Annotated in this window: 22 protein-coding genes and 1 riboswitch; of the genes, 10 read left to right on the plus strand and 12 right to left on the minus strand. The window is 71.5% G+C overall.

What is annotated here, in order from left to right; all coding sequences use genetic code 11:
* Positions 1–435 precede the first annotated feature (435 nt).
* Positions 436–2,652, plus strand: coding sequence for an NADP-dependent isocitrate dehydrogenase (locus tag F6B42_RS10765; protein WP_150419699.1), 2,217 nt, complete (start codon positions 436–438; stop codon positions 2,650–2,652).
* 60 nt (positions 2,653–2,712) lie between these two features.
* Here F6B42_RS10765 and F6B42_RS10770 read toward each other — a convergent pair whose 3' ends face one another.
* From F6B42_RS10770 to F6B42_RS10780, 3 genes are all read right to left on the minus strand, one after another.
* Positions 2,713–3,165, minus strand: a complete 453-nt coding sequence (locus tag F6B42_RS10770) for a GNAT family N-acetyltransferase (protein WP_150419700.1) — start codon at positions 3,163–3,165, stop codon at positions 2,713–2,715.
* 73 nt (positions 3,166–3,238) lie between these two features.
* On the minus strand, positions 3,239–4,675 hold the full coding sequence (locus F6B42_RS10775; protein ID WP_191089336.1) for a L,D-transpeptidase family protein: 1,437 nt from the start codon (positions 4,673–4,675) through the stop codon (positions 3,239–3,241).
* Positions 4,676–4,810: 135 nt separating this feature from the next.
* Positions 4,811–5,248 (minus strand): hypothetical protein, encoded by a 438-nt coding sequence (locus F6B42_RS10780; RefSeq protein WP_150419702.1) that lies wholly within the window; start codon positions 5,246–5,248, stop codon positions 4,811–4,813.
* A 170-nt stretch (positions 5,249–5,418) separates the two neighbouring features.
* On the opposite strand from F6B42_RS10780, the gene F6B42_RS10785 reads away from it, so the two are divergent.
* From F6B42_RS10785 to F6B42_RS10805, 5 genes are all read left to right on the plus strand, one after another.
* Positions 5,419–6,576, plus strand: a complete 1,158-nt coding sequence (locus F6B42_RS10785) for an ROK family transcriptional regulator (protein WP_191089337.1) — start codon at positions 5,419–5,421, stop codon at positions 6,574–6,576.
* A gap of 113 nt (positions 6,577–6,689) precedes the next feature.
* The gene (locus F6B42_RS10790; RefSeq protein WP_150419703.1) at positions 6,690–7,949 is read left to right on the plus strand and encodes a sugar ABC transporter substrate-binding protein; all 1,260 of its coding nucleotides are present in this window, start codon (positions 6,690–6,692) and stop codon (positions 7,947–7,949) included.
* Between the two features lie 74 nt (positions 7,950–8,023).
* Entirely contained in the window at positions 8,024–8,995 is a 972-nt protein-coding gene (locus tag F6B42_RS10795) for a carbohydrate ABC transporter permease (RefSeq protein WP_150419704.1), read from the plus strand.
* Positions 8,992–9,957: a carbohydrate ABC transporter permease gene (locus F6B42_RS10800; protein WP_150419705.1), complete on the plus strand. Its 966-nt coding sequence runs from the start codon at positions 8,992–8,994 to the stop codon at positions 9,955–9,957. Before F6B42_RS10795 ends, F6B42_RS10800 begins: the two co-directional genes overlap by 4 nt.
* Positions 9,954–10,928: an ROK family protein gene (locus F6B42_RS10805; protein WP_223878455.1), complete on the plus strand. Its 975-nt coding sequence runs from the start codon at positions 9,954–9,956 to the stop codon at positions 10,926–10,928. The genes F6B42_RS10800 and F6B42_RS10805 overlap by 4 nt, the downstream gene beginning before the upstream one ends.
* Before the next feature lie 58 nt (positions 10,929–10,986).
* Here F6B42_RS10805 and F6B42_RS10810 read toward each other — a convergent pair whose 3' ends face one another.
* From F6B42_RS10810 to F6B42_RS10830, 5 genes are all read right to left on the minus strand, one after another.
* A complete protein-coding gene (locus tag F6B42_RS10810) occupies positions 10,987–11,430 on the minus strand; it encodes an NUDIX hydrolase (protein ID WP_223878456.1) in 444 nt (147 codons plus the stop codon).
* Positions 11,427–12,791, minus strand: coding sequence for an FAD-binding oxidoreductase (locus F6B42_RS10815; RefSeq protein WP_150419706.1), 1,365 nt, complete (start codon positions 12,789–12,791; stop codon positions 11,427–11,429). The genes F6B42_RS10810 and F6B42_RS10815 overlap by 4 nt, the downstream gene beginning before the upstream one ends.
* The gene (locus F6B42_RS10820) at positions 12,788–13,207 is read right to left on the minus strand and encodes a YrdB family protein (protein ID WP_150419707.1); all 420 of its coding nucleotides are present in this window, start codon (positions 13,205–13,207) and stop codon (positions 12,788–12,790) included. The genes F6B42_RS10815 and F6B42_RS10820 overlap by 4 nt, the downstream gene beginning before the upstream one ends.
* A 613-nt stretch (positions 13,208–13,820) precedes the next feature.
* A complete protein-coding gene (gene nagA / locus F6B42_RS10825; RefSeq protein WP_223878457.1) occupies positions 13,821–15,011 on the minus strand; it encodes an N-acetylglucosamine-6-phosphate deacetylase in 1,191 nt (396 codons plus the stop codon).
* Positions 15,008–16,579, minus strand: coding sequence for a family 20 glycosylhydrolase (locus F6B42_RS10830; protein ID WP_150419708.1), 1,572 nt, complete (start codon positions 16,577–16,579; stop codon positions 15,008–15,010). Before F6B42_RS10830 ends, nagA begins: the two co-directional genes overlap by 4 nt.
* Positions 16,580–16,649: 70 nt before the next feature.
* Positions 16,650–16,733, plus strand: a riboswitch (ZMP/ZTP riboswitch).
* Between the two features lie 52 nt (positions 16,734–16,785).
* Here F6B42_RS10830 and glyA point away from each other — a divergent pair.
* A complete protein-coding gene (gene glyA, locus F6B42_RS10835; protein WP_150419709.1) occupies positions 16,786–18,060 on the plus strand; it encodes a serine hydroxymethyltransferase in 1,275 nt (424 codons plus the stop codon).
* 102 nt (positions 18,061–18,162) lie between these two features.
* Complete coding sequence (locus F6B42_RS10840) at positions 18,163–19,044, plus strand: bifunctional methylenetetrahydrofolate dehydrogenase/methenyltetrahydrofolate cyclohydrolase (protein ID WP_150419710.1); 882 nt, start codon at positions 18,163–18,165, stop codon at positions 19,042–19,044.
* A 101-nt stretch (positions 19,045–19,145) separates the two neighbouring features.
* Here the strand turns inward: F6B42_RS10840 and F6B42_RS10845 are convergent, their stop codons facing one another.
* From F6B42_RS10845 to F6B42_RS10860, 4 genes are all read right to left on the minus strand, one after another.
* A complete protein-coding gene (locus F6B42_RS10845; protein ID WP_223878458.1) occupies positions 19,146–19,907 on the minus strand; it encodes an amino acid ABC transporter ATP-binding protein in 762 nt (253 codons plus the stop codon).
* A complete protein-coding gene (locus F6B42_RS10850; RefSeq protein WP_150419711.1) occupies positions 19,904–20,749 on the minus strand; it encodes an amino acid ABC transporter permease in 846 nt (281 codons plus the stop codon). The genes F6B42_RS10845 and F6B42_RS10850 overlap by 4 nt, the downstream gene beginning before the upstream one ends.
* A 20-nt stretch (positions 20,750–20,769) precedes the next feature.
* On the minus strand, positions 20,770–21,630 hold the full coding sequence (locus F6B42_RS10855) for an ABC transporter substrate-binding protein (RefSeq protein WP_150420249.1): 861 nt from the start codon (positions 21,628–21,630) through the stop codon (positions 20,770–20,772).
* Positions 21,631–21,906: 276 nt separating this feature from the next.
* Positions 21,907–23,322 carry an aldehyde dehydrogenase family protein gene (locus F6B42_RS10860; RefSeq protein WP_150419712.1) on the minus strand — a complete coding sequence of 472 codons (1,416 nt, stop codon included), beginning with the start codon at positions 23,320–23,322 and terminating at the stop codon, positions 21,907–21,909.
* Between the two features lie 211 nt (positions 23,323–23,533).
* Here F6B42_RS10860 and F6B42_RS10865 point away from each other — a divergent pair, with 211 nt between their 5' ends.
* Positions 23,534–25,192 carry an amidohydrolase gene (locus F6B42_RS10865; protein WP_150419713.1) on the plus strand — a complete coding sequence of 553 codons (1,659 nt, stop codon included), beginning with the start codon at positions 23,534–23,536 and terminating at the stop codon, positions 25,190–25,192.
* A 93-nt stretch (positions 25,193–25,285) separates the two neighbouring features.
* Positions 25,286–26,287 carry a sugar ABC transporter substrate-binding protein gene (locus F6B42_RS10870; RefSeq protein WP_150419714.1) on the plus strand — a complete coding sequence of 334 codons (1,002 nt, stop codon included), beginning with the start codon at positions 25,286–25,288 and terminating at the stop codon, positions 26,285–26,287.
* The last annotated feature ends 55 nt before the right edge of the window (positions 26,288–26,342 follow it).

The following is a 26,342-nucleotide window of genomic DNA, read 5'->3' on the forward strand; positions in this document are numbered from 1 at the left end:
TGCCGGGACGCGGCGGTGCCGGGATGCAAGGGATCGGTTGCGACACCCCGGCGGGATGCGGCTGGGACCGGCGTGGCGGGGATGATTCCTTGCACCGCGGTCCGCCGCCGGCGAGGGGGCGGAGGCGGGCCAGCCCGGGCCCGCATCATGCCGGGATGCTGGGCTGCCGGGACGCGGCGGTGCCGGGATGCAAGGGATCGGTTGCGACACCCCGGCGGGATGCGGCTGGCACCGGCGTGGCGGGGATGATTCCTTGCATCGCGGTCCGCCGCCGGCGGGGCGGCGGTGGGGCAGTGGCGACCCCGTCGGGCGAGTCTGAGAGAGCGGCGGATCGGGGCCGCGGCCGCGTCTCCGAGATATCTCGACATCGAGAGAAAGTGGACGCGTGCGATACGCTGAGAACCGACCCTCGACGCGCTTTTTTGGAGAGACGACGTGCCCGACTCGACCATCATCTACACGTACACCGACGAGGCGCCGGCGCTGGCCACCGCCTCATTCCTCCCGATCGTCGAGGCCTTCGCCGGCACGGCGGGCGTGGCGATCGAGACCCGCGACATCTCGCTGGCCGGCCGCATCCTCGCCGCATTCCCGCAGAACCTCAATCCCGAGCAGCAGGTGGGCGACGCGCTCGCCGAGCTCGGCGGACTGGCGACGCTGCCCGAGGCGAACATCATCAAGCTCCCGAACATCTCGGCCTCGATCCCGCAGCTGAAGGCGGCCATCGCCGAGCTGCAGGCCGCCGGCTACGACATCCCGGACTACCCCGACGAGGCTGAGGACGCCGACGCCAAGGACGTCCGCGCCCGCTACGACCGCATCAAGGGCTCCGCCGTGAACCCCGTGCTGCGCGAGGGCAACAGCGACCGCCGCGCGCCCCTGTCGGTGAAGAACTACGCCCGCAAGCACCCGCACCGCAACAAGCCGTTCGCCGACGGATCGAAGACCCGCGTCGCGACGCTGGGGCACGATGACTTCAAGTCGAACGAGACGTCCACGGTCATCGAGAGCGACGACGTCCTCGCCATCCGCTTCACGGCTCAGGACGGCACCGTCACCGAGCTGAAGTCGGGCCTGAAGGTGCTGCCCGGCGAGGTCGTCGACGCGACCTTCCTCTCGGCGGCGGCGCTCGACGCGTTCCTCGCCGACACGGTCGCCCAGGCCGCCGCGGAGGACGTGCTGTACTCGGTGCACCTGAAGGCCACGATGATGAAGGTCAGCGATCCGATCATCTTCGGCCACGTCGTGCGCGCATTCTTCGCGGATGTCTTCGCCCGCTTCGGCGACGACCTGGCCGCTGCGGGTCTCACGGCCAACGACGGGCTCGGCGCCATCCTGGGCGGCCTCGCGCAGCTCGCGAACGGCGACGAGATCCGCGCCGCGTTCGAAGCGGCGATCGCCTCGGGGCCGCGCCTGTCGTACGTCAACTCCGACAAGGGCATCACGAACCTCCACGTGCCCTCCGACGTGATCGTCGACGCCTCGATGCCGGCCCTCATCCGCAACGGCGGCAAGCTGTGGGGTGCCGACGGCGGCGAGGGCGACACGATCGCCGTCATCCCCGACTCCTCGTACGCGGGCGTCTACCAGGCGACGATCGAGGACGTCATCGCGCACGGGCCGCTCGACCCCGCCACGATCGGCTCCGTCCCCAACGTCGGCCTCATGGCGCAGGCCGCCGAGGAGTACGGCTCGCACGACAAGACCTTCGAGATCGCCGGTGCCGGCACCGTCGAGGTCGTCGACTCGTCGGGAGCCGTGCTGCTCTCGCACGACGTGCAGGCCGGCGACATCTGGCGCGCCACCCAGACCAAGGACGTCGCTGTGCGCGACTGGGTCAAGCTGGCCGTCACCCGTGCCCGCGCGACCGGTGTCCCGGCCGTCTTCTGGCTGGACGAGAACCGCGCCCACGACGCCAACCTCATCGCGAAGGTCCAGACGTACCTCGCCGAGCACGACACCGACGGGCTCACGATCGAGATCCTCGCGCCTGCCGACGCGACGCGCTACTCGCTCGAGCGCATCCGTCGCGGCGAGGACACGATCTCGGTCACCGGCAACGTGCTGCGCGACTACCTGACCGACCTGTTCCCGATCCTCGAGGTGGGAACCAGCGCCAAGATGCTCTCGATCGTCCCGCTCCTCGCGGGCGGTGGACTCTTCGAGACCGGCGCGGGCGGTTCGGCTCCGAAGCACGTGCAGCAGCTCGTCGCCGAGAACTACCTGCGCTGGGACTCGCTCGGCGAGTTCTTCGCCCTCGCGGCGTCGTTCGAGCACCTCGCCGAGTACACCGGCAACGCCCACGCGAAGGTGCTCGCCGACACGCTGGATGCCGCGACGGGCACCTTCCTCGAGCAGGACAAGTCGCCGGGTCGCGCGCTCGGCACGATCGACAACCGCGGCAGCCACTTCTACCTCGGCCTCTACTGGGCTCAGGAGCTCGCCGGTCAGACGGCGGACGCCGACCTCGCCGCGGCCTTCGCGCCGATCGCGCAGGCGCTGCAGGACGCCGAGTCCGACATCGTCGCCGAGCTGATCGCCGTGCAGGGCTCGCCCGCCGAGATCGGCGGCTACTACCGCCCGGACGCCGATCTCGTCGCGGCCGTCATGCGCCCGTCGGCGACGCTGAACGCCATCATCGACGGCATCTGATCCGAACGACGGAACGCCCCGGTCGCCGAAGCGGCCGGGGCGTTCTGCGCGTCGGAACGGTCAGAAGCGGATCTCGGCGATGACCTCGCCGTATTCCGTCTCGCCGACCGGCTGGAACCCGACGCGGCTGAAGAAGGCCTCGGGGCCGCCCTCGCCGGCTTCGTAGATGACATCCACGCAGGCGAAGCCGCGCGCGCGTGCCTCCTCGACGAGCTGCTCGACGGCGAAGCGGCCGATACCGCGCCCCTGATCGTCGGCGTCGACGTTGATGCGCCAGAGCACCGAGCGGAAGTGCTCCTGGGGCGCGTCGGGATCGAAGCCGGCACTGACGAAGCCGACGACCTCGTCGCCGTCGAGGATCACGCGCTGCCACGAGGTCGCCGGATCGACGACCGTGGCGGCGATGGCGTAGCTCTCCGGAACGACGAACCGTTCCTGGCCGGGCTTGAGCGACAGGGTGTTCACCGCGACGATGGTCGCTGCCGAGAGTTCAACGATGCGCAGGTCAGCCATGACCACAGGCTAACGGGCTTCGCTCGCGGCCGCACCGTCGTGACGTCAGACGGCTCGGATGCCGCCGCGGGGGTCAGGAGTGGACCCAGACGTCCGTCCCGGGCACGGCCCACTCGTAGATCTGCGCGGCGCGGGAATCCGGCATCCCGACGCATCCCGCACTCATGCGGTTGCCCCAGTTGCTGTGCCAGTAGACGCCGTGGAAGGCCTGGTCGCCGTTGAAGTACATCGCCCACTTCACGTTGGGCTGCACGTAGCTGACGCCCGAGTCCGCAGCGGTGCCGCGCATGTTCTGCATCGGCGTCTTCCAGCCGATCGTGTATCGCCCGGTCTGCGTGTCGGCACCCGGGCGACCGGTGGAGACGAGCCAGGAGTCGACGACGACGTCGTTCTCCTTGAGGTAGAGGCGCTGCTCGCCGAGGTCGACCTCGAGGACGCGGACGACCGTGTCGGTCGTCACGGGCACGACCGCGACCGGCAGACGGTAGGCGGCGTCGCCCGAGGCGAGCTGCTCGGCGAAGCCGGCGGCGATGCCGTCGGTCGTCTCGAGCGTGCGGCCGTCCTGGCCGGCCTCGGAGTCGTCGATGATGCGTCCCGCTGCGTTGGCGAACACGACGCCGTTGGCGGGGGCCCGGTCGACCAGACCCGGCAGCGTGTCGACGATCGGCTGGATCGCGGCGGGATCGGCGCTGATGGTGAACGACCCGTCGGCGGCGGTGCCGACGGTGAGCCAGCTGGCCGCGACCTCGCGATCGACGGGGACCGTGCGCTCGTCGCCGACGTAGAAGCCGACGCCGTCCAGCATCCCGTTCAGCGACTGCGCCGTCTCCTCCGCATCCGCGGTGGTGGTGGGGGAGGAGATGGCGGTGACGGAGGGCTCGGCGTCGGCGGTCGTCGCTCCCTCGTCGAAGGCGCCCTGCAGCGCGGCGCGGGTCGCCTCGAGGTCGAGGCCTTCGCCCGCGACGTCGGGGGTGACCACGTACGCGGTGCCGTCGAATGCGACGCTCGCGGGGGTCGGATCGACGTAGCGATCGGGTACGGCCGCGCGGAGGGCGTCGGTCGCCGCGATCGGGTCGATCGAGACCTCGGCAGCGACGGGGTCGCCGAACCACTGGGTCACGTTCCACGCCGGTCGCTCGCCGAAGGCGGCGTCCGCGAGGGCCGTGCCCTCCACCGTCGCGCCGAGGTCGGATCCGCTGACCGATGCGCCGTCGCCGAGGGCGAGGCTGGTCTCGTCGAGACGGGTCTGAATCGCGTCGGCGGCGGCGCCGGGGGTCAGGAAGCCGACCGGAACGCCCGCCACGGACGTGCCGGGGGCGATGAGGAAGGCGGATGCCGCGGCCGCGCCCGCGACGACGACGCCGACTGGGATGCCGATCCAGAGACCGAGGTGGCGCTTCTTGCGCGCAGGCTCGGCGGGTGCCCACTCGACCCGCGGATCGGGTTCGCCGGAGACCGCGACGTTCCCCGTCGCCGCATCCCCGTCCTTCGCAGACACCAGATCCGTCACTGCTCCACCCCCGTCTGCGCTCGACGCGCACTCGGAGTCATGGTACGCGACGGACGCACCCCCGAGTCCGGGATGAGTCCAGAGCGTTATCGAACCGCGTGAAACGGATCGGGAGGAGTCAGGAGCGGGACGCGATCACTCCGTGCCGCACAGCTCGGTGAAGCGCTGGAAGCTGGTCTGCACGTCCGAGATCGAGTCGTTGAGCTCGGCTGCGCGCTCGGTCTCACCACCCGCGACGGCCTCCATGGTGTCGGCGGCCGACGAGAACGCCGTCTGCAGGTCGGGGAGGATGTCCGATACCTCGGCGTTGGTGACGGATGCGGCGGCGTCGCCCATGCCGTCCGAGATGGTGCGCAGGGCGCTGGCCGCCCCGGCGGGGTCGGAGGGGTCGATGTCCTGCAGGCCCGCGGTGGCCTCGGTCATGACGTCGTTGACCTGCGTGCACGCCTCGGCGACCGTCTGGTCGCTGCTGCCGCCGTCACCGGAGGCGCCGCCGTTCGGGTCGCCGCTGCACGCGCTCAGGGCGAGCATGGCTGCGGCGGTCAACGTCAGGACGGTCAGGCGTCGGTTCATGGCGTGCTCCCTCGGTGGCTGACCCCAGCCTAGGCAACTCCGTGGCCGGCCATGCGCCCTTGACATCGGGTGCGAGGGGCCGATCGTCCGTGTAACGAGTTTGTAAAGAGTGTTAGCAAATGACGTTTCCGCTCTTGCCGGCCCCGGGTTCGTAAGGTCTACTAACAAACATGAGCGACCTGGACACCGCGGCATCCCGATCGAGCCGATCGATCGTCCGACCGCGCCGCGGCGCGGGCAAGATCCTGCCCGAGCACGCGCGAGCTCATAACCGTTCGCTCGTCATGCAGGCCCTCTTCCGCGACGGCGCGATGTCGCGCGCCGACCTCGCCCGCGAGACGGCTCTGACCCGGGTGACGATCTCCGACCTCGTCGGCGGGCTGATCGCCGATGGGCTCGTGGTCGAGCAGGGGATGCGCGAGGCCGCCGGTCCCGGCAAGCCGGCGATGCTCGTCGACCTCGATCGAGCCGGGCACCGGATCGTCGGCCTGGATCTGTCGGGCAGCGCCGAATTCGTCGGAGCGGTGCTGACCCTCGACGGCGACATCGAGGCGCGCGCCTCGATGCCCGTCCCGACCGACCTCGACCACGCGATCGGGGCGGTCCTCTCCCTCGCCCGCGCCCTCGTCGCCGACGCCGCTGCCCCCGTGCTCGGCATCGGCGTGGGGACCCCCGGCGTCGTCGACGACGCCGGTGTCGTCCTCGCCGCGCCCGGTCTCGGATGGGACCATCTCGACCTCGGCGTGATCCTCGGCGAGGCCGTCGGTCTCCCCGTGATCGTCGCGAACGACGCGAACGCCGCGGTCCTCGCCGAGCGCACTTTCGGCGGTGCCGGCGACGACATCATCCTGGTCAAGGTGGGACGAGGCGTCGGTGCGGGCCTGCTCACAGGCGGCGAGCCTCTCCGCGGCGCTCGCTCCGCCGCCGGTGAGATCGGCCATGTGACGGTCGGCACCGATGGCGGCCCGGAGTGCGCGTGCGGCAAGATCGGCTGCCTCGAGGCCTGGATCTCGGTGCCGTCGCTGTCCGCGCGCGTCGACGCCAACGTCGACGCCGAGCGCGAGGGGCTGCTGCGGGATGCCGGTGAACGGCTCGGCATCGCGCTCGCGCCCATCGTCGGCGCCCTCGACCTGTCGGAGGTCGTCCTCTCCGGCCCTCCAGAACTTCTCGACGGCACGCTCGCCCGAGCCGCCGCCGAGACGGTGCGCACGCGCACGCTCGCCACGTTCCACGACGAGCTGCAGGTGCGGATGACGGAGCAAGGCGAGGACATCGTCCTCCGCGGCGCGGCCGTCATGGTTCTCTCCGGCCGCCTCGGCGTCTCCTGAGGGACACGGCTCCACCCGTTCCACCGCTCCGTACGCTCCACCCGTTCCACGCACCATCAGCTCCACCCGGACGAGCCGCCCGGCTCGCCGACATCAGAGAAGAAGGAATCACCATGAAGAAGAGCCTCGGAGCACTGTCGCTCCTCGGGGTCTCCGCCCTGCTGCTCTCCGGCTGCGCAAGCGGCAACGCGGGGCAGAGCGCCGAGACCGGAGACCTGACCGTGTGGCTGGTCGGCACCGACACCCCGCAGGACGCCCGCGACTACCTCAAGAAGACCTTCGAAGCCGAGAACGAGGGCTGGACGCTCACCATCGAGGAGAAGACCTGGGCCGACACCGCGGACAACTACGTCGCCGCGCTGTCGTCGAACGACGCGCCCGATCTCGTCGAGGTGGGCAACACGCAGTCGCCCGGCTTCATCGACCAGGGACTGTTCGCCGACATCTCGGACCTCGAGGCGGACCTCGGCGGCAACGAGCTGCTGCAGAGCTTCGTCGAACTCGGGTCGACCGACGGGTCGCTGTACGCCGCTCCGTACTATGCGGGGTCTCGGATCGTGTTCTACTCGCCGGCGTCGTACAGCGGCGCGGTTCCCACGACCCTCGAGGAGTATGTCGCCGACGGCATCGCGGCCACGACCGCCACGAAGTCCGGCATCTACGCCCCCGGCAAGGACTGGTACAACGCCCTGCCCTACGTCTGGGCGAACGGCGGCGAGATCGCCACTCAGGACGGCGACACCTGGACGGGCGGTTTCTCCACCGCCGGCGGCATCGCGGGACTCGAGATGCTGCAGGACGTGTACGAGAACGCCACGATCGCCCCGGCGGACGCGGACGAGACCGACCCGCAGGTGCCGTTCTGCGCCGGTGAGGTCGGCTTCCTCTCCGCTCCCGCCTGGGTGAAGTGGTCGATCCTCGCGCCCGCCGACGACGCGAAGGCCCCGGGCTGCCCCGAGACTGCCGGCGCAGACCTGAAGGCTTTCGCACTTCCCGGTATGACCGCCGGCGAGGTCGCCCCCGTCTTCGCGGGAGGATCGAACATCGCCGTGGCGGCGAAGTCCGACGCCCCCGACAAAGCCGAGGCGGCGCTGCAGATCATCCTGTCGGAGGGGTACCAGAAGATCCTGGCCGAGAACGGCCTCATCCCGGCTCTCACGTCGTTCGCGCAGTTCCTGCCCGACGACGAGATCACCGCCGAGGCCGCCAAAGCCGTCGCATCCTCGAAGGCCGTCCCGGCGAGCCCCAACTGGTCCGAGGTCGAGTCCTCGGGCGTCATCAAGGACGCCCTCGTGAAGATCGCCCAGGGCGGCGACGTCACGGCGATCGCGACCGAGCTCGACGGCCAGATCGAAGCGATCCTCAACAAGTAGTCGCCGAGCAGGGGGAGGGCGGGGTGGTGGCACCCCACCCCACCTTCCCTCGGCGACGCAGAGAGGACCAGGCGATGACAGATCTCCGCACGCGCGAAGCCGCGCCGCCCAGCCGGCCGGACCGAGTCGTGTCGACGGCACGCGAGCGCTCGCGCCGGCGACGGGACGGCGGCAGCGCGCTGACCCTCCTCGGGCCGTCGCTCATCATCCTCGGGGTGATGGTCGGCTATCCCGCCGTGCTGATGCTCGTGCAGTCGTTCACCGACTACTCGATCCGCAATAAGGTGCAGGGCACCCTCCCGGGGTTCGTCGGCATCGAGAACTACCTCGAAGTATTCACGCAGTCGGACTTCCCGGCCGTGCTCGTGCGCAGTCTCGGCCTGATGGTCGCGATGACCATCCTGATCGTCGGTCTCGGTGCTCTGATCGCCGTGCTGATGACGCGGCTGCGCCGCGGGATGCGCATCCTCGTCTCGCTGGGGCTGCTCCTGGCGTGGGCCATGCCGCCGCTCGCGGCGACGACGGTGTGGGGGTGGATCTTCGACTCGCAGTACGGGATCGTCAACTGGGCTCTCAACACGGCGATGGGAACGGATGCCTGGACGAACCACTCGTGGCTCGCGAATCCCTGGTCGTTCTTCTTCGTTCTGACCGTGATCGTCGTGTGGCAGGGCATCCCCTTCGCGGCGTTCACGCTCTACGCGGCGCTCGGGCAGGTGCCGGCCGAAGTGCTCGAGGCCTCGTCGCTCGACGGCGCGGTGGGCTGGCAGCGCTTCCGGCTCGTCGTCTTCCCCTACCTGCGCAACGTCGTCACGGTCGTCGTCGTGCTCCAGGTCATCTGGAACCTCCGCATCTTCACGCAGGTTTACGCGCTGCAGCAACGGGGCGGGCTGATCTCCGAGACGAACGTGCTCGGAACCTACATCTTCCGCCAGGGCCCCGGCGAGTTCGGAGTGACGAGCGCGATCGGCGTGCTCATGGTCGTCCTCCTCCTCACCCTCTCGTGGGGATACATCCGCACCACCCTCAAGGAGGAGGAGCTGTGAGCACCCAGGTCACCCCGGCCACTCAGCTCGGCACGATCGGCGTGGACGAGGTCGTCGGCGAGGTCGGCAACGCCCGGCGTCCGCGCCCCCGCTCCCTGGCCGTCCGGCGTCCGCCCCGTCGCCGCGTCCTCACCCGCGTCGGACTGAACATCGCCGCGCTCATCGTGTTCGCCTGCTCGGTCTTTCCGGTGTACTGGATGCTGAACATGTCGTTCACGCGCGGCGAGAGCATCATCAGCCGCACCCCGAGCTTCCTGCCGTTCGACTTCACGCTGGGCAATTACGCCACCGCCTGGACGCGTGAAGCCGCGCCCGGTCAGACCGACTTCGTGCACGGACTGCTCTCGTCCACCCTCGTGACCGTCGGCGTGCTGGTCGTGACGCTCGTCCTCGCCTTCCTCGCCTCGATCGCCGTGGCCCGCATCCGCTTCCGCGGCCGCCGTTCGTTCATCGTCGCCGTGCTGATCGTGCAGATGATCCCGGGCGAGGCGATGATGTTCACGATCTACGGGATGATCGACGACTGGCGCCTCATGAACACGCTCATCGGACTCGGCATCGTCTACGTCGCCGCGGTCATCCCGTTCACCATCTGGACTCTCCGCGGCTTCGTCGCCGGTGTCCCCGCCGACCTCGAGGAGGCGGCGATGATCGACGGCTGCACCCGCACGCAGGCGTTCTGGAAGGTCACCTTCCCGCTCCTGGCCCCGGGACTCGTCGCGACCGGCATCTTCGCGTTCATCCAGTCGTGGAACGAGTTCACGATGGCGCTGCTGCTCATGAAGGGCTACAACCTGACGCTCCCGCCGTGGCTGCTGTCGTTTCAGTCGGCGACGGCCGCGACGAACTGGGGCGCCGTGATGGCGGCATCCACCCTCATCTCGATCCCCGTCGTCATCTTCTTCCTGCTCGTGCAGGGCCGCATGTCGGGCGGCCTCGTCTCGGGCGCGGTGAAGGGGTGACCGCGGCGATCGGCGTCGACGTCGGCGGCACGAAGATCCTCGCGATCGCGGTCGACGAGGAGGGGACCGAGATCGCCCGGGTGCGCCGGCCCACGGGATGGGGGCCGGATGCCGTCGGTGATGAGATCGCCCGCGCGGTGGCCGAGCTGGAAAGCGTCCTCGGGGTCGTGCTCGGGCCGCCGGTGGGCATCGGCATCCCCGGGCAGATCGTGCCCGACACCGGTGTCGTCGAGCACGCGGTGAACCTCGGCATCGAGCGCTTCGGTCTCGCCGACGCGGTCGCCGCGCGCATCGGTCGTCGACCCGTCGTCGACAACGACGTGCGCGCAGCGGCCCTCGGTGCGGCCGCGCTGCTGCCCGACCTCTTCTCGCTCGCATACCTCAACCTCGGGACGGGCATCGCGGCGGCGGTGGTCGATGAGACCGGACTCCGTCGCGGGCCGCGCGGCGCCGCGGGCGAGATCGGTCACCTCAGCGTCGACCCCGCGGGCCCGCCGTGCCGCTGCGGTCAGCGCGGGTGCATCGAGTCTCTCGCCGGGGGCGGATCGGTCGCCGAGCGCTGGGGGATGCCGGCGGAGCTCCCCGTGCTCGACGTCTTCGACGCGGCCGATGCCGGCATCGGCGCGGCGGCGCGCATCCGCGCCGATGTCGTCCGGGGCGTCGCCGCGGCGGTGCAGCTGCTGATCCTGAGCGCCGACGTCGACGCCGTCGTCCTCGGCGGCGGAGTCGCCGCCCTCGGCGACCGACTCGCCGTCCCGGTGCGCGAACGGCTGCGGGCGACCGCGACGGGCTCGCCCTTCCTCCGCTCGCTCCGCCTCGAGGAGCGCGTCACCGCCGTCCCCGGCCGCGCCCCGGTCGGCGCGCTCGGCGCAGCCCTCCTCGCCCGCACCGCGCATCCGGCGGCCCCTCCCACGCGGCTCGCTCCGCTCGCGAATCCATCCTCGACGCGCGAATCCATCGGGCATAGCTGATGGATTCGCGCGCGATCAATTGATTCGCGGGATGACTGGGGCTGGCTCGGGCCGGCGGTCAGCGCCAGGCCAGGGGGAGGAGGTGCTCGGTGCTGAGAGGCGCGAGCGGCAGGCCGGCCGCCTCGGCGGGCGTGAGCCAGCGCGCCTCGGCGATCTCGGCGGCGGCGCGGACCGACTCGGGGTCGAGGCGCAGCGCGAACGCCTCGGCGACGACGCGGAAGCCCGGTTCGTTCGCGGCATCCGACTCGAATCTGCCGAGGTACACCAGCGCGCTCTCGTCGACGTTCGCGCCCAGCTCCTCGTGCAGCTCGCGCACGAGAGCCGCGGCGGCGGATTCGCCCGGCTCCGGCTTGCCTCCCGGCGCCATGAACCGCTCGGTGCCGCGCTTCCGGACGAGGAGCGTGCGGCCCGCGGCGTCGACCACGACTGCGGCGCTGACGTGCACGACCCGTGGTGCGGATCCCGGGGCGGACGCCGAGCCGGATCCGGGATCGGAGCTCACGGCGCGAACACCTTGCCCGGATTGAGGATGCCGGCAGGGTCGAAGACCCGCGCGATCTCGCGCTGCAGTCGCCACTGGTCATCGCCCAGCTCGTCGGCAAGCCAGCGGCGCTTGAGCACGCCGACGCCGTGCTCTCCGGTCAGCGTCCCGCCCAGGCGCAGCGCCGAGCGGAACAGGTCTTCGGCGGCCTCCCACACGACCTCCGGGACGTCCGGTCCGTCGAAGATGAAGTTCGGGTGCAGATTCCCGTCACCGGCGTGACAGACGGTGGGGATGGGGAGGCCGTACGCGGCCTCGATGCGCGCGATCTCGTCGAACATCGCCGGCAGCGCGCTCCGCGGAACAGACACGTCCTCGATGAGGGTCGTGCCGAGCGTCTCCATGGCCGGGTGCATCGACCGTCGCACCGTCCACAGCTGCTCGGCCTCGGCATCGTCCGCGGCGACGCGCACGTTGCCTCCGGCGGCGGTCAGTACGGCGGCGATCGTCTCCGCCTCGACGGTCGCGGCGGGGCCGTCGGTCTGGACCGTCAGCTGAGCCGCACCGGGCGTCGGCGCCGGCAGCTCGAGTAGGCGGTGCGCCGCGGCGAGGCACGCGGCATCCATCAGCTCCATGATCGCGGGCTGCACGCCGGCGGCGGTGACGGCGGAGGCGGCTGCGGCCGCGTCGCGGACGTCGGCGAAGGTGGCGGCGAGGGTGCGGGTGGCGCCCGGCACCAGGCGCCGGAGCTTCAGCGTCGCGCCGACGACGACCCCGAGGATGCCCTCGGAGCCGATCACGAGCGAAGTGAGGTCGAGGCCGGTGACGCCCTTCACGGTGCGGTGACCGAGTCGCAGCAGCCGCCCGTCGGCGAGCACGAGGTCGACCCCGAGCACCGCGTCGCGAACGACGCCGTACTTCGCGCAGAGCAGCCCGCCGGCCCCCGTGGCGATGTTCCCGCCGACGGTCGAGATGTCGCGGCTCGCGGGATCCGGCGCCCACCACAGCCCGTGCGGGGCGAGCGCGGCGTTGAGATCCGCATTGAGGATGCCGGGCTCGACGACCGCCACGAGGTCGTCGGACGAGACCGAGAGGATGCGGTCCATCGCGCGCAGCGACAGGGCGATCTCGCCCAGTCCGGTGTTCGCCCCGCCCGCGAGGCCCGTCCCGGCGCCGCGGGGGACGACCGGGGTGCCGGTGGCCGAGGCGATCCGGAGGGTGGTCTGCACGTCGGCGACGTCGCGCGCGTGGACGACCGCCAGCGGCATGCCGGTGGCCGCGTGCCCCGATTTGTCGGCGCGCACGGCGGCTCGAGCGGCATCCGTCACGTCGACGCGGTCGCCGAGCTCAGCGACCAGCTGCGCGACGACGTCGGCGGTCATGCCAGGCGCCGACGTCCCGAGACGAGGCCGATCGTCACGGCGACGACGGCGTAGCCGAGGCCGATCCACGCCTGGCCCATGCTCCACCAGGCGATGGTCGCGGCGGCGTAGACGAGCAGCTCGACGAGGGCGCGCACGAACGGGTGCACGGCCAGCACGGCGCGCGGCGAGACGAACAGGGCCCACAGGAGGATCGCGCCGACCGGGGCGCCGATGCCGGCGACGAGGTTGCCGGGGAAGTCCCACGCGGCGAAGCCCCAGATGGCGAGGGTCGCGAAGGCGAACAGCTGGCAGAGGACGGCGACGACGTCGAGGGCCGAGAGTGCGGGCCGGGTGCCGGCGGCCGGAGCAGCCGAGGCTGCGGCCGGCTGCGGCGCCTCGGGCGGGGTCGGGCGCACGGCGGGCAGATCGGACATGCCTCGATTCTAGGCGCCGGCTCGTCCGTGCCGGTCCGTGCCGGGGCGGGCCCGGGCGGGCCCGCCGGGCCCGGCGGGCCAGGGCGGGCGGGGGCGGGCACCACGTGCCGGGGCGGGCCCCGCGGCGGGATGCGGCCGCTGCCGGTGCCTGTTCTCAGGAAGGACGCGGTGCAGTGCGGGTCTGCGAGGTCGGAGGTGGCGGTGAGTCCTGACTTCGTGCCCGTGCCTGTGCCGGTGCCTGTGCCTGTGTCTGTGCCCGGAACCGTGCCGGGCGGGCCGGCCGAGTCCGGACGTGGGTGCGGCCGGCGGCGGGGTGCGGCCGGTGCCGGTGCCTGTTCTCAGGAAGGACGCGGTGCGGTGCGGGTCTGCGGGGGTGGGGATGCCGATGAGTCCTGACTTCGTGCCTGTGCTGTGCCTGTGCCCGGAACCGTGCCGGGCGGGCCGGCCGAGTCCGGACGTGAGTGCGGCCGGCGGCGGGATGCGGCAGGTGCCGGTGCCCGTTCTCAGGAAGGACGCGGTGCGGTGCGGGTCTACGGGGGTGGGGCTGCCGGTGAGTCCTGACTCCGTGCCGGGAACCGGGCCGGGCAGGCTCGCGAGTCCGGAGGCGGGCGGTTCACAGCCGCCCGGTCCAGACGCGCCGGACCTGCAGCGCTCCGTCGAGGAGCACCGCGTCGGCAGGGCTCCCGACCGCGAGCGAGCCGAGGTCCGGTCGCCCGATCGCGCGCGCCGGCGTGCTGGTGAGAGCGGTGACGGTCGCGGCGAGCGGCACTCCCGCGGCCACCGCTGTGCGCAGCGCCGCATCCTGGGTCAGCGTCGAGCCGGCGATCGTGCCGTCCGCGAGCCGCGCGACGCCGCCGTCGACCCGCACGGCCAGGGGGCCGAGCTCGTACGAACCGTCCGCGGCGCCGGCGGCGGCCATCGCGTCGGTGACGAATGCGATCCGGCCGGGCGCGGCATCGACGGCCGCGCGCAGGACGATCGGATGCAGGTGCACGCCGTCCGCGATGAGCTCCAGGGTGACGCGGGGGTCGGCGAACGCGGCGCCGACGGGTCCCGGCGACCGGTGGTGCAGGCCCGGCATCGCGTTGAAGGCGTGCGTGAGGATCGTCGCGCCCGCGTCGAACGCCGCCTGCGCGGCGCCCAGATCGGCATCCGTGTGGCCGACGGCGACGGTCGCGCCGGCGGCGACGATCTGCCGAATCGCGGCGATCCCGCCCGGCAGTTCCGGGGCGAGCGTGACCTGGCGGATGCTGCCGCGACCCGCCTCGAGCAGGCGGTCGATCGCGTCGGGGGTCGGGGGGACGAGCAGCGACGGCTCGTGCGCGCCGTGATGCGCGACGTCGAGGAACGGCCCCTCGAGGTGCGACCCGAGCACCGAGGGATCGACGGCGGCGAGGTCGGCGATCGCCGCCACGCGCCTCTCGAGATCGTCGAGCGTCGCCGTGACGAGCGAGACCACGGCCCGCGTCGTGCCGTGACGGCGGTGGAGCTCGCGCGCCGCGAGGATGGCCTCGGCGCCGTCGTCGTACGCGGCGCCGCCGCCGCCGTGGCCGTGGATGTCGACGAATCCGGGCGTCAGCGTCGCGCTCTCGCCCGCGGCATCCCGCCCGTCGACGATCTCGTCACCGGGTTCCGCTGCCCATCCGGCGCCCGTCCCGACGGCTGCGACGCGGCCGTCGACGAAGCGGATCCAGGCGTCCGGCCGTTCGAGACCGCCGTCGACGAGGCGCACGGCGTGGATGAGCACACCGCGCGATCGCTCGGCGGTCCTCGCGCCCGCGCTCACCGAGGTCGCCGGGCTCACCGCGCGTCTCCGGCGGTCGACCACGGGATCTCCGCCGACGCGGGGAAGCGGATGCCGAGCGTCGTCCACAGCGGACCGAGTCCGCCGATGCGCTCTCGGAACGACTCCCACGTCCGTCCCGCCACCGCACCGGTCGCCGGCGACCACGCGGCCTCGGCGGCGGCGCCGATCCGGGGGAAGGCCAGCGCGTCGATGTCGGCGAGATCCCGCACGGTCTCGGTCCACAGCGGCGCCTCCACGCCGAGGATGTCCGCCTCGCCGACGCCGGGCACGACCGCGGCCGGCTCCCACGCGTAGGCGCGCTCGACGCTCGTCGGTCCGTTCGCCCAGGTCAGGCCGAGGGATGCCGCGGCATCCGGCTTCATGTCGAGGTACACCGCGTCCGCGGGCGAGAGGATCAGCCGACCGCCGCCGCGGACGAAGGTGCGGGCCTTCTCCGCCGCGCCCTCGACCGGGACCACGAAGCTCCAGTACTGCCCGATCGTGCCCGGGGCGAGGCCCGTCGCCGCGCCCGCCTCGTGCCACGCGATCGGCGTCTTGCCGAGGTCGGCGATCGCGCGCGACGTGCGGGAGACGAAGTCGGCGAAGGCGTCGGCGGGTGTGCCGTGCGCCTCGTCGCCGCCGAAGTGGAGGTAGGGACCCGGGGTCAGTGCGGCGAGCTCGGCGAACACCTCTGCGACGAAGGCGTCGGTCACCGCCGCCCCGATCCGCAGCGACGAGAATCCGACGCCGATCCCGCGGTAGGGCTCACCCGCGACGGGCGTGTCGGCCGGGCCGCCCTGCAGGGCCGCCAACGCGGGGGGTTCGACGAGGTCCGGGTAGGCGAGGCCCACCGCATGCGTGTGCCCCGGCATGTCGAACTCGGGCACGACGGTCATGTGATGGGATGCCGCGTGCGCGACGATTCCGCGATAGTCGGCACTGCTGTAGCTGCCGCCCGCGTCGCCGCCGACGGCGTTGTCCGCCGATCGCGCGGCGAGCTCGGGACGGCTGTCGAGGGCGAGACGCCAGGCCTGGTCATCGGTGAGGTGCAGGTGGAGGACGTTGAACTTCAGCGCGGCCGCGCGCTCGACGTAGGCGGCGATCGTCGCGGGGTCGTGGAAGTGGCGCGCGACGTCGAGCATGACGCCCCGGTACGGGAACCGCGGTGCATCGTCGATCTCGAGGGCGGGGACCGCCCACGATCCGCTGCGGCGGTCGATCGCCTGGACGAGGGTGTGCACCGCGTAGAAGAGGCCGGCCGCGTCCGCGGCTCGGGCCCGCACGCCCCTCGCGGTGACGGTCAGTCGGTAGGACTCGGGCCGTCCGGCGCCGTCCACGGCGAGGTCGATGACGGCTCGCCCACCGGCGTCGGCGTCGGCATCGCTGGCCGCCGCGCTCGCCCCCGCGGCGTCACGGCCGGGTCGGAGGTGGGGGAGCCGGAGGCCCGTGCGCGTGGCCACGAGACGGTGGAGGAGGGCTGCGGCATCCTCGTCTCCGACCACGACAGCGCGGTCGTCGAGACGGAACGGCGTCCCGCCGGACTCGAGGACCGACGCGGGGAGCGGGACCAGCGGAAGCGGCGACATGGCAGCCCTTCTGTAAGGGTTCCTAACAAACCGGTTCGGGACAGCGTATCAGCGCCGCATCCGTTATGCTCGGACCCGTCGCGACTGGCGTTGAGGTGGGCCACCACCGGGGAGCGACCGACACGGCATTCGACCGCACGCCTGGGCCGAGTGGAACCTCGCTGCTGCGTAAGATCCGTCCCGAAAGCCGTCGTCTGGAGATCGTCATGACCGATTCGTACTTCAACGCCCCGCTCGCGGAGGTCGACCCCGAGATCGCCCAGGTGCTCGAGCGCGAGCTCGACCGCCAGCGCGGCTACCTCGAGATGATCGCCTCCGAGAACTTCGTCCCCGTCTCCGTGCTGCAGTCGCAGGGGTCGGTGCTCACGAACAAGTACGCCGAGGGATACCCCGGTCGTCGCTACTACGGCGGCTGCGAAGAGGTCGACGTCGCCGAGGAGCTCGCGATCGAGCGGGCGAAGTCCCTGTTCGGTGCGGGCTTCGCGAACGTCCAGCCCCACTCGGGTGCGACGGCCAACGCCGCCGTGCTGCACGCCATCGCGCGCCCCGGCGACACCCTGCTCGGTCTCTCGCTCGACCACGGCGGGCACCTGACCCACGGCATGAAGATCAACTTCTCGGGCCGTCTGTACGACATCGTCGCCTACGGCGTGAACCCCGAGACTTCGCTGATCGACATGGACGAGGTCCGCCGCCTGGCCCTCGAGCACAAGCCGAAGGTCATCATCGCCGGTTGGTCGGCCTACCCGCGTCAGCTCGACTTCGCGGCGTTCCGTGCGATCGCCGACGAAGTGGGCGCGTACCTGTGGGTCGACATGGCGCACTTCGCCGGCCTCGTCGCCGCGGGCGTGCACCCGAGCCCGGTGCCGCACGCGCACGTCGTCTCGTCGACCGTGCACAAGACCATCGGCGGTCCGCGCTCGGGCATCATCCTCACCAACGACGCCGACCTCGCCAAGAAGATCAACACCGCGGTCTTCCCGGGGCAGCAGGGTGGGCCGCTCATGCACGTCATCGCCGCGAAGGCGACGGCGTTCAAGCTCGCCGCGACGCCGGAATTCCGGGAGCGCCAGGAGCGCACCGTTCGCGGTGCGTCGATCATCGCCGACCGCCTCATGCAGGACGACGTGACGGGTGCGGGCGTCGCCGTGCGCTCGGGCGGCACCGACGTCCACCTCGTGCTCGTCGACCTGCGTGACGCGGCGCTCGACGGCAAGCAGGCCGAAGACCTGCTGCACGAGATCCACATCACGGTCAACCGCAATGCAGTGCCGAACGACCCGCGCCCGCCGATGGTCACCTCGGGCCTGCGCATCGGCACGCCCGCTCTCGCGACGCGCGGCTTCGGCGACGCGGAGTTCACCGAGGTCGCCGACATCATCGCGCTCGCGCTGCAGCCCGGCGCCGACCTCGAGGCCCTGCGCGCTCGCGTCGCGACCCTCGCCGACGCCTTCCCGCTGTACCCCTCGCTCCAGCAGTAATTCCCGCGAAACAGCACTCGAGCACCGAGACAGCACCTGCCAGACGCTGTCTCGGTGCTCGGTTGCCGTCTCGCCGAAGCACCCTCGAAGGGAACGAACGACATGACCGCGCAGAAGCTCGACGGCCGCGCCACCGCGGCGGCGATCAAGGCCGAACTGACCGAGCGCGTCGCGGCGCTCGCGGCGAAGGGCGTCACCCCCGGCATCGCCACAGTCCTGGTCGGGGCCGATCCGGCATCCCAGCTCTACGTCGGGATGAAGCACCGCGAGTCCGAGGCCATCGGGATGAACTCGATCCAGATCGAGCTGCCGGCCGAGTCGACGCAGGAGGAGGTCGAGGAGGTCATCGACCGCCTCAACGCCGACCCGACCTGCCACGGCTACATCGTGCAGCTGCCGCTGCCGAAGCACCTCGACACCGACCGCATCCTCGAGCGGATTGATCCCGCGAAGGATGCCGACGGCCTCCACCCGGTGAACCTCGGCCGCCTCGTGCTCAACGTCAACGAGCCGATCACGACGCCGCTGCCGTGCACCCCGCGCGCGGTCATCGAGCTGCTGCAGCGCAGCGGCTACGACCTCGCCGGCAAGCACGTCGTCGTCGTCGGGCGCGGCGTCACGATCGGTCGCTCGATCGGCCTGCTGCTCACCCGCCGCGAGATCAACGCGACGGTCACCCTCACGCACACCGGCACGACCGACCTGGGCGATCACCTGCGGCGGGCCGACGTCATCGTCGGCGCGGCCGGCGTCAAGCACCTCGTGACCGCCGCCGACGTGAAGCCGGGAGCGGCCGTGCTCGACGTCGGGGTGACCCGCGCCGTCGACCCCGAGACCGGAAAGTCCAAGGTCTACGGCGACATCGCCCCCGACGTGGCCGAGGCCGCGGGCTTCCTGTCGCCGAATCCGGGCGGCGTCGGCCCGATGACCGTCGCCCTGCTGCTGACGAACGTCGTCGAGGCCGCCGAGCGCGCCACCGCCTGACTTCCCTTCCCGCCCGTCGACTCGCCACGAACGGCGGATGCCGGGTGCCTCGCACCCGCGTTTGCTGGCGACTCGACGCCGGGACGCCGGGAGGGCGCGGGTCAGGACGTGAAGCGGGCGAGGAAGGCGCGGGTGCGCTCCTCGCGCGGAGCGCCGAACACGTCGGCGGGCGCACCCTGCTCGACGATCGTGCCCTGATCGAGGAAGACGACGCGGTCGGCGACGTCGCGGGCGAAGGCCATCTCGTGCGTCGCCATGAGGATCGTCGACCCGCCGAGCGCGAGGTCGCGGACGAGCTCGAGCACCTCGCCGACCAGCTCCGGATCGAGCGCCGAGGTGATCTCGTCGAGCAGCAGCACTTCGGGATCGGTCGCGATCGCGCGGACGATCGCGGCGCGCTGCTGCTGTCCGCCGGAGAGGCGATCGGGATGCTCCTTCGCCTTGTCGGCGAGTCCGATGCGGGCGAGCAGCTCGCGCGCCCGCTCCTCGGCCTGGCGGCGCGGCAGCCGGTGCACGACGCGCGAGGCGAGGGTGACGTTGTCGAGAACCGACAGGTGCGGGAAGAGGTTGTAGCTCTGGAACACCGCGCCGAGCCGCGCGCGCACGGCGTTGGCGTCGACGCGCGGGTCGGAGATGTCGGCGCCCGCCAGGAGGATCTGGCCGTCGTCGATGGGCTCGAGCAGCCCGAGGCACCGCAGCAGGGTCGACTTGCCCGACCCGCTCGCGCCGATCAGGGCGACGACCTCGTGCCGGGCGAGCGCGACGTCGACGCCGCGGAGCACCGGCTTGTCGCCGAACGCCTTCCGGATGCCGGTGGCCCGCAGGGCGTCGGTGGCCGCGGTCTCGATCCGGTCGTCGTTCACAGGATCGATCCCGTCTGCTCACGCGCCCGGAGCCGGGCGGTGTACCAGTCCGTCAATCGGATGGTCGGAAGGGCGAGGAGGACGAACAGGACGCCGGCGACGACGTATGGAGTGAAGTTGTAGGTGGTCGCCACGACACCCTTCGCCTCGGCGATCGCATCGAACGCGGCCAGGATGGAGATGAGTCCGACGTCCTTCTGCATCGAGATGAAGTCGTTCATGAGCGGCGGCGTCATCTTGCGCAGCGCCTGCGGCAGGACGACCCGCCGGAGCGTCTGCGCATAGCTCAGCCCGAGGGCCCGCGCCGCGAGCCGCTGCGACGGATGCACCGATTCGATGCCCGCGCGCACCACTTCGGCGACGTACGCGGAATAGGTCAGGGTGATGGCCAGGACGCCGAGAGCGACCGGATCGATGCGGGTGCCCAGGATCGTCGGCAGTCCGAAGCCGACCAGGTACAGCACGATGATGAACGGCAGTCCGCGGAAGAGGTCGGTATAGGCAGCCGCGAGGAAGCGGAGGGGGAAGAACACCGGTCCGCGCAGCGTACGGAGCAGCGCGATCAGGAGCGACGCGGCGCCGACGGTGAAGATCGAGAACGCGAGCACCCGCAGGTTGATGAGGAACCCGCGCCACACCTCGGGGAGGGCCTGCACGGCGATCTCGGGGTCGAAGAAGCTCTGCTGGACGGTTGCCCAGCCCTCGGTGTTGATCACGGTGAGCCAGACGACCGCCGCGAAGGCGAGCGTCGAGGCGACGGCGATCAGAACCGATCGGCGTTCCCGGGAACGCCGGAACGCGCGGCGCTCGAGTTCGAGCGCGCTCGGGGTGGAGGTGGTCACGGATCGACGCTAGCGCGCCCTCACTGGAGGAGCGTCACGCCCTCCGTCAAGCCCGAGAGCCAGGTCTTCTCGAGTTCCGCCAGCGTGCCGTCCTCGCGCAGCCCGTCGACGGCGGCCGTCACCTCGGCGGTCAGCGGCGAGTCCTTCGCGAGAAGCAGACCCCACTGATCCTCGATGCCGGCCTTCGGCAGTTCGCCGACGAAGAACGAGCCCCCGATGTAGAAGTTCACGGCGACGTACGCGGTCGGAGTGTCGAGCACGACGGCGTCGATCTGTCCGGCACTGAGGGCGGCCGTGGCATCCTCGTTCGAGTTGTACAGACGCGGCTCGACGTCGGGCGCCACCACCTGCTGGAGGGTGAGTGCGCTCGTGGAGTTCGCCATCGCGCCGATCGTGAGCTTCTTCAGACCGGCGATGTCGGTGACCCCGTCGGCCGCACCGCCCGACAACGCGACGATCGACTGGCTCGCTGCGTAGTACGGCGACGAGAAGTCGACACCCTGCTTGCGCTCGTCGGTGATCGTGTACTGCTGGATGTTGATGTCGAAGCTCTTCGGACCGGGCGCGATCGCCGCCTCGAAGCTCGTGCGCACCCACTCGACGTCGTCGGCGCTGAAGCCGAGTCTGTCGGCGACCGCATAGGCCACCGCCGACTCGAAGCCTTCGCCCGAGGCCGGGTCGTCGTCGATGACGTAGGGCTCGTACGCGGTCTCGCCGGTGGCGAAGGTGAGCTTGCCCGGTGTGACGTAGTCCTCGGCGGACACGCCGCCGTCGGCGGCATCCCCCGAGGCGCCGGGCGCCGCCGAGCTCGAGCAGCCGGCGAGGGTGAGAGCGAGGGCGGCGACGCCGAGGGCGGCGGCACGGGCGAGCGAGCGGGACATCGGGAACCTCCGGGTGCGGATGCCGCGCATCGGCGTGCTGTCGCCGGCGGCTCCGTCCATTCTCGCCCCATCCCGCCGACGGTCGCGCCGCGCGTCCCCGTGTTACACCTCCCGGCCCGGCATCGAGGTGGCTCTTGGGACGGCTGTCGGCGCCGGATTCCCGACCGACGCGACGTCTTCATCGCCGTTCGCGTGCGCGAGCGCGGGCACGCGAACGGCGCCGCGGGTCGGAATCCGTCCCGCGGCGCCGCCGTCACACCGTCGCGTGTCCCCTCGTCAACGGCTGATCACCTTCGGAGCGGCAACGGCCTTCAACCCCGCCACACCGAATTCCTGTCCGTACCCCGATGCCTTGATCCCGCCGAAGGGCACCTGCGGGTTGATGGCGCCGTGGTTGTTGATCCACACCGTGCCCGCTTCCAGGCGGCGCGCGACCTCGACGGCGGCGTCGGGGTCGGCCGACCACACCGAGGCGCCGAGGCCCTGCTCCGAGGCGTTGGCGCGGGCGACCGCGTCGTCGACGTCGGAGTACCGGATCACGGGGATCGCCGGGCCGAACTGCTCCTCATCGACGAGGGCGGCGCCGTCCTCGATGTCGGCGACGACCGTCGTGCGGTAGAAGAGCGGGCCGAGCTCGGGCGCCGGCTCGCCGCCGGCCACGATCCGCGCGCCCCGGCTCCGCGCGTCATCGACAAGGCGCGTGACGATGTCGAACTGCTTCTCGTTCTGCAGCGGGCCGAGCACGTTCCCCTCGTCGAGCCCGCCGCCCATGGGCGTCGTGCGGGCCATCTCGGCGAGGGTGTCGACGACCTCGTCGTAGATCGAGTCGTGCACGTAGAGGCGCTTGAGCGCCGCGCAGGTCTGGCCGGTGTTGATGAACACGCCCCAGAAGAGGTCCTGCGCGATCGCCGACACATCGGTGCCGGGAAGCACGATGCCGGCGTCGTTGCCGCCGAGCTCGAGCGTCAGCCGCGCGAGGTTGTGGGCCGAGGACTCCACGATGCGGCGACCCGTGGCGGTCGAGCCGGTGAACATGATCTTGTCGAGACCCGGGTGCGCGGCGATCGCGGCGCCGACCTCGCGGTCACCGGCGATCGCGGTGAGGACGCCCTCGGGCAGGTGCCGGTTGAAGACCTCGGCGAGGGCGAGCACCGACAGCGGCGTGTACTCGCTGGGTTTCGTGACGACCGTGTTGCCCATGCGCAGCGACGGGGCGATCTGCCAGACCGCGATCATCATCGGCCAGTTCCACGGGTTGATTGCTCCGACGACGCCGAGTGCGTCGTAGTGCACCTCGGCACGCGCCGGCCCGTTCTCGAAGACGACCTCGGGCTCGATCGGGGTGTCGGCCGCCGCGCGCGTCCAGGCGGCCGCCGCACCGACCTCGAAGCGCGCGTTCGGGCCGTTCAGCGGCTTGCCCTGCTCGCGCGACAGCAGCTGGGCGAGTTCCTCGGCGTTCGCCTCGATCTCATCGGCGATGGCGTGGAGGACACGCGAGCGCTCCCCGTGGCCGATCGCGTTCCAGGCGGGCTGAGCCGCCCGCGCGGCGGCGATCGCGCGATCGAGGTCGTCGGTGGTGTGCACCGGCGCGTATCCGATGACCTCGCGCGTCGCGGCATCCGGGATGGCCCGTCCCTCGCTCTCGGGCACGGTGACGGCCGCCAGGATGCCGGTGGTCGTGCGTTCGGTCATGGGATCCTCCTCGATCGGTGACAGCGGGTCACGCCATCATCCGTCCGTCCGGCGAGGGCCGATTTGCCGTGCGGCGCAGGGGCGTTGACCGCGCGCGCACACTCGGCGACGCGCTGCGTCGGCGGTCAACTCGGGTGCGTCCGCGGGCAAGCGCCGGGCGCGCGGCATCCGGAATATGGCTTCCCACACCGTTCCGATCGCAGGAGGATCCATGAGCACCGCCGACCTGGTCATCACCGGCGCCGTCGTCCACACCGTCGACCCCGGTCGCCCCCGCGCGAGCGCCTTCGCCGTCGCGGGCGGACGGATCATCGCCGTCGGCGACCACGCCGACATCGCCCACCTCGTCGATGACGCCACCGAGGTCCGGGATCTGGGCGGTGCGACGGTCGTTCCCGGCCTGATCGACGGGCACGCGCACCATCTCATCGCGGGGGAGGGCGACCTCTTCCAGCTGAGCTTCGCCCCGACGGCCGGCTTCGACGAGGTCGTCGAAGCCGTGCGCGCCTATGCGGCGGGACTCGGCCCCGAGGAGTGGGTCATCGGCGAGATGTTCGGGAGCGTCCTGCTCGACGACTTCTCGCGCGAGTCCGCGCGGCGCGCCATCGACGAGGCGGCGGGCGGCCGACCCGTCGTCCTCACGGACGACAGTCACCACAACAAGTTCGCGAACTCCGCCGCCCTCGCCGCGGCCGGGATCACCGACGACACCCCCGATCCCGAGCTCGGGCGCATCGTGCGCGACGTCGAGACCGGTCGGCCGAGCGGACTGCTGATGGAGGCCGCGACGATCGCCGTGACCGAGGCGATCGATGCATTCCAGCCGCGCACGCCCGAGCGCGCGCGCCGGGCGAGCGCCCGCGCCATCGAAATCCTCCACTCATACGGGATCACCGCGTTCCAGGATGCCGCGGCCACCGTCGAGATCATGGGGGCCCTCCGCGACCTCGACGTCGACGGCGACCTGCACGCGTGGGTCGTCTCGTCGCTGCTGTCGACCGAGTTCCTCTTCGCCAACACCCCGTTCGGCGATGAGCTCGTCGCCCGGCGCGAGGAGTTCCGCACCGAGCACCACCGGCCCGATTTCGTGAAAGTGGCCCTCGACGGCGTGCCGCCCACCCACACGGCGGCCTTCCTCACTCCGTACCTCGCCGACCACGAGCACGGCCACGCCCATTGCGGCACCACGACGATGGCGCCCGAGCAGCTGCGCGACTGGCTGCTGCGGACCGCCGCGCAGGGGCTCGGCGCGAAGATCCACTGCACCGGCGACGCGTCGGTGCGCGTCGCGCTCGACGCCGTCGAGGCTGTCCGTGATGCGGGCTACGCCGACATCCGATACCAGATCGCCCACGGCCAGTTCATCCACCCCGACGACCGGCCGCGCCTCGCGAGCCTGCGCGTCGCCAACGACATGTCGCCGTTCCTGTGGTTCCCGGGCGTCATCCCGGATGCCATCGCGGCGGTGCGGGCGCAGCCGGAGGCCCACGAGATGCAGCCCGTCCGCGAGCTCATCGACCTCGGCGTCCTCGTCGCCGGCGGCTCCGACTGGCCGGTGGGCGCGTCGCCGAACCCGTGGGAGGGGATCCAGGGGCTCGTCACCCGGGCCGACCCGCTCCGGCGAGCACCGGGGACGCTGTGGCCCGAGCAGGCGATCACCCTCGACGAGGCGCTCGCGGCCTTCTCGCTGAACGCGGCCGAGGCGATGGGGATGGGCGACGTCGTGGGGTCGATCACCGTCGGCAAATCCGCCGACTTCGTCGTCCTCGACCAGGATCCCTTCGCCGTCGAGTCCGACCGCATCGTCGACACGCACGCCGATGAGACCTGGTTCGCCGGGCGCTGCGTCTGGTCGCGCGCCGACGCCTGATCACCCGCGTCCCCGCGGGGTGACCCACAGCCCGAAACACATCCCGAACGCACATCCCGAAACACATCCCGAACACCACCCCGAAGGAGCATCATGAAGCGCAGCATCCGCACCGCGGCGGTCGCCGTCGCCGCCGTCGCAGCCCTGGCCCTCGCCGGTTGCAGCACGACGACGGCCGACGACGCCGGCGCCGCCTCGGCGAACCCCGTCGAACGGGGCGAGGTGAAGAAGATCCTGTTCGACTATCCGTTCACGGCCCTGCCGGTCTACGGCGCGATCGTGAACATCGTCGAGCAGCGGGCGAAGGAGGCCGGCGTCGAGGTCGTCTTCACCAACGACGAGATGGACCTGCAGAAGCAGGTGAGCCAGCTCACCGCCAACCTCACGAGCGACGTCGATGCGGTCGTGTCGTTCCCCGTCGACCCGGCGAGTCTCGAGTCGATCGCCGCGCAGTACCGCGCCGCCGGCACGTACTGGGTGACCTACGGCGGCGACATGGAGAACCAGGACGCCACGCTGCAGTTCAGCTTCTACCAGTCGGGCTACGACCTCGGCAAGGACGCCGCCGAGTGGGCGCTCGAGAACGTCGGTCCCGACGCGAAGGTCATCGTCCTGAGCGAGACCGAGCGCCAGATCGGCGCGGAGCGCACGCAGGGGCTCCTCGACGGCCTGACCGAGACGGCTCCCGACATCCAGATCGTCGCGCAGCAGCAGACGGTCACACCCGACGATGGCCTGTCGACCACGAACACCCTCCTCGCGCAGCACCCGGACGTGAACATCGTCGTCGCGGCCGTGGGCGACGCGGCGCAGGGCGCTTACCAGGCTCTGCTCGAATCCGGTCGTGCCGAGAACGACCCGAAGACGTACGTGGGAGGCCTCGATCCGAACCTGTTCCTCCTGCAGAAGATGCGCGACGGGGGCTTCTTCCGGGCCGCGACCTATTTCTCGCTCGTCGAGCTCGTCTCTCAGGTCATCGACATCCCGATCGCCCTCGGCGAGGGCAGCACCGACGCGAGCGTCGACCTGCCGGTCGAGGTCGTCACCGTCGACACCCCGCAGCTCGACCAGTACATCACCGAGCTCGGCGGCTGAGGCCGTCCGATCCCGAGCGGGGCGGATGCTGCGGCATCCGCCCCGTCCCCCGACC

It is taken from the genome of Microbacterium radiodurans (genome assembly GCF_008710705.1).
Taxonomy (GTDB): domain Bacteria; phylum Actinomycetota; class Actinomycetes; order Actinomycetales; family Microbacteriaceae; genus Microbacterium; species Microbacterium radiodurans.

Coding starts and splice junctions, on each gene's coding strand:
- F6B42_RS10770 (WP_150419700.1), bottom strand. CDS start 3,165: ATGGCTGACCTGCGCATCGTTGAACTCTCGGCAGCGACCATCGTCGCG.
- F6B42_RS10780 (WP_150419702.1), bottom strand. CDS start 5,248: ATGAACCGACGCCTGACCGTCCTGACGTTGACCGCCGCAGCCATGCTC.
- F6B42_RS10785 (WP_191089337.1), top strand. CDS start 5,419: ATGAGCGACCTGGACACCGCGGCATCCCGATCGAGCCGATCGATCGTC.
- F6B42_RS10790 (WP_150419703.1), top strand. CDS start 6,690: ATGAAGAAGAGCCTCGGAGCACTGTCGCTCCTCGGGGTCTCCGCCCTG.
- F6B42_RS10795 (WP_150419704.1), top strand. CDS start 8,024: ATGACAGATCTCCGCACGCGCGAAGCCGCGCCGCCCAGCCGGCCGGAC.
- F6B42_RS10815 (WP_150419706.1), bottom strand. CDS start 12,791: ATGACCGCCGACGTCGTCGCGCAGCTGGTCGCTGAGCTCGGCGACCGC.
- F6B42_RS10820 (WP_150419707.1), bottom strand. CDS start 13,207: ATGTCCGATCTGCCCGCCGTGCGCCCGACCCCGCCCGAGGCGCCGCAG.
- F6B42_RS10830 (WP_150419708.1), bottom strand. CDS start 16,579: ATGTCGCCGCTTCCGCTGGTCCCGCTCCCCGCGTCGGTCCTCGAGTCC.
- glyA (WP_150419709.1), top strand. CDS start 16,786: ATGACCGATTCGTACTTCAACGCCCCGCTCGCGGAGGTCGACCCCGAG.
- F6B42_RS10840 (WP_150419710.1), top strand. CDS start 18,163: ATGACCGCGCAGAAGCTCGACGGCCGCGCCACCGCGGCGGCGATCAAG.
- F6B42_RS10855 (WP_150420249.1), bottom strand. CDS start 21,630: ATGTCCCGCTCGCTCGCCCGTGCCGCCGCCCTCGGCGTCGCCGCCCTC.
- F6B42_RS10860 (WP_150419712.1), bottom strand. CDS start 23,322: ATGACCGAACGCACGACCACCGGCATCCTGGCGGCCGTCACCGTGCCC.
- F6B42_RS10865 (WP_150419713.1), top strand. CDS start 23,534: ATGAGCACCGCCGACCTGGTCATCACCGGCGCCGTCGTCCACACCGTC.
- F6B42_RS10870 (WP_150419714.1), top strand. CDS start 25,286: ATGAAGCGCAGCATCCGCACCGCGGCGGTCGCCGTCGCCGCCGTCGCA.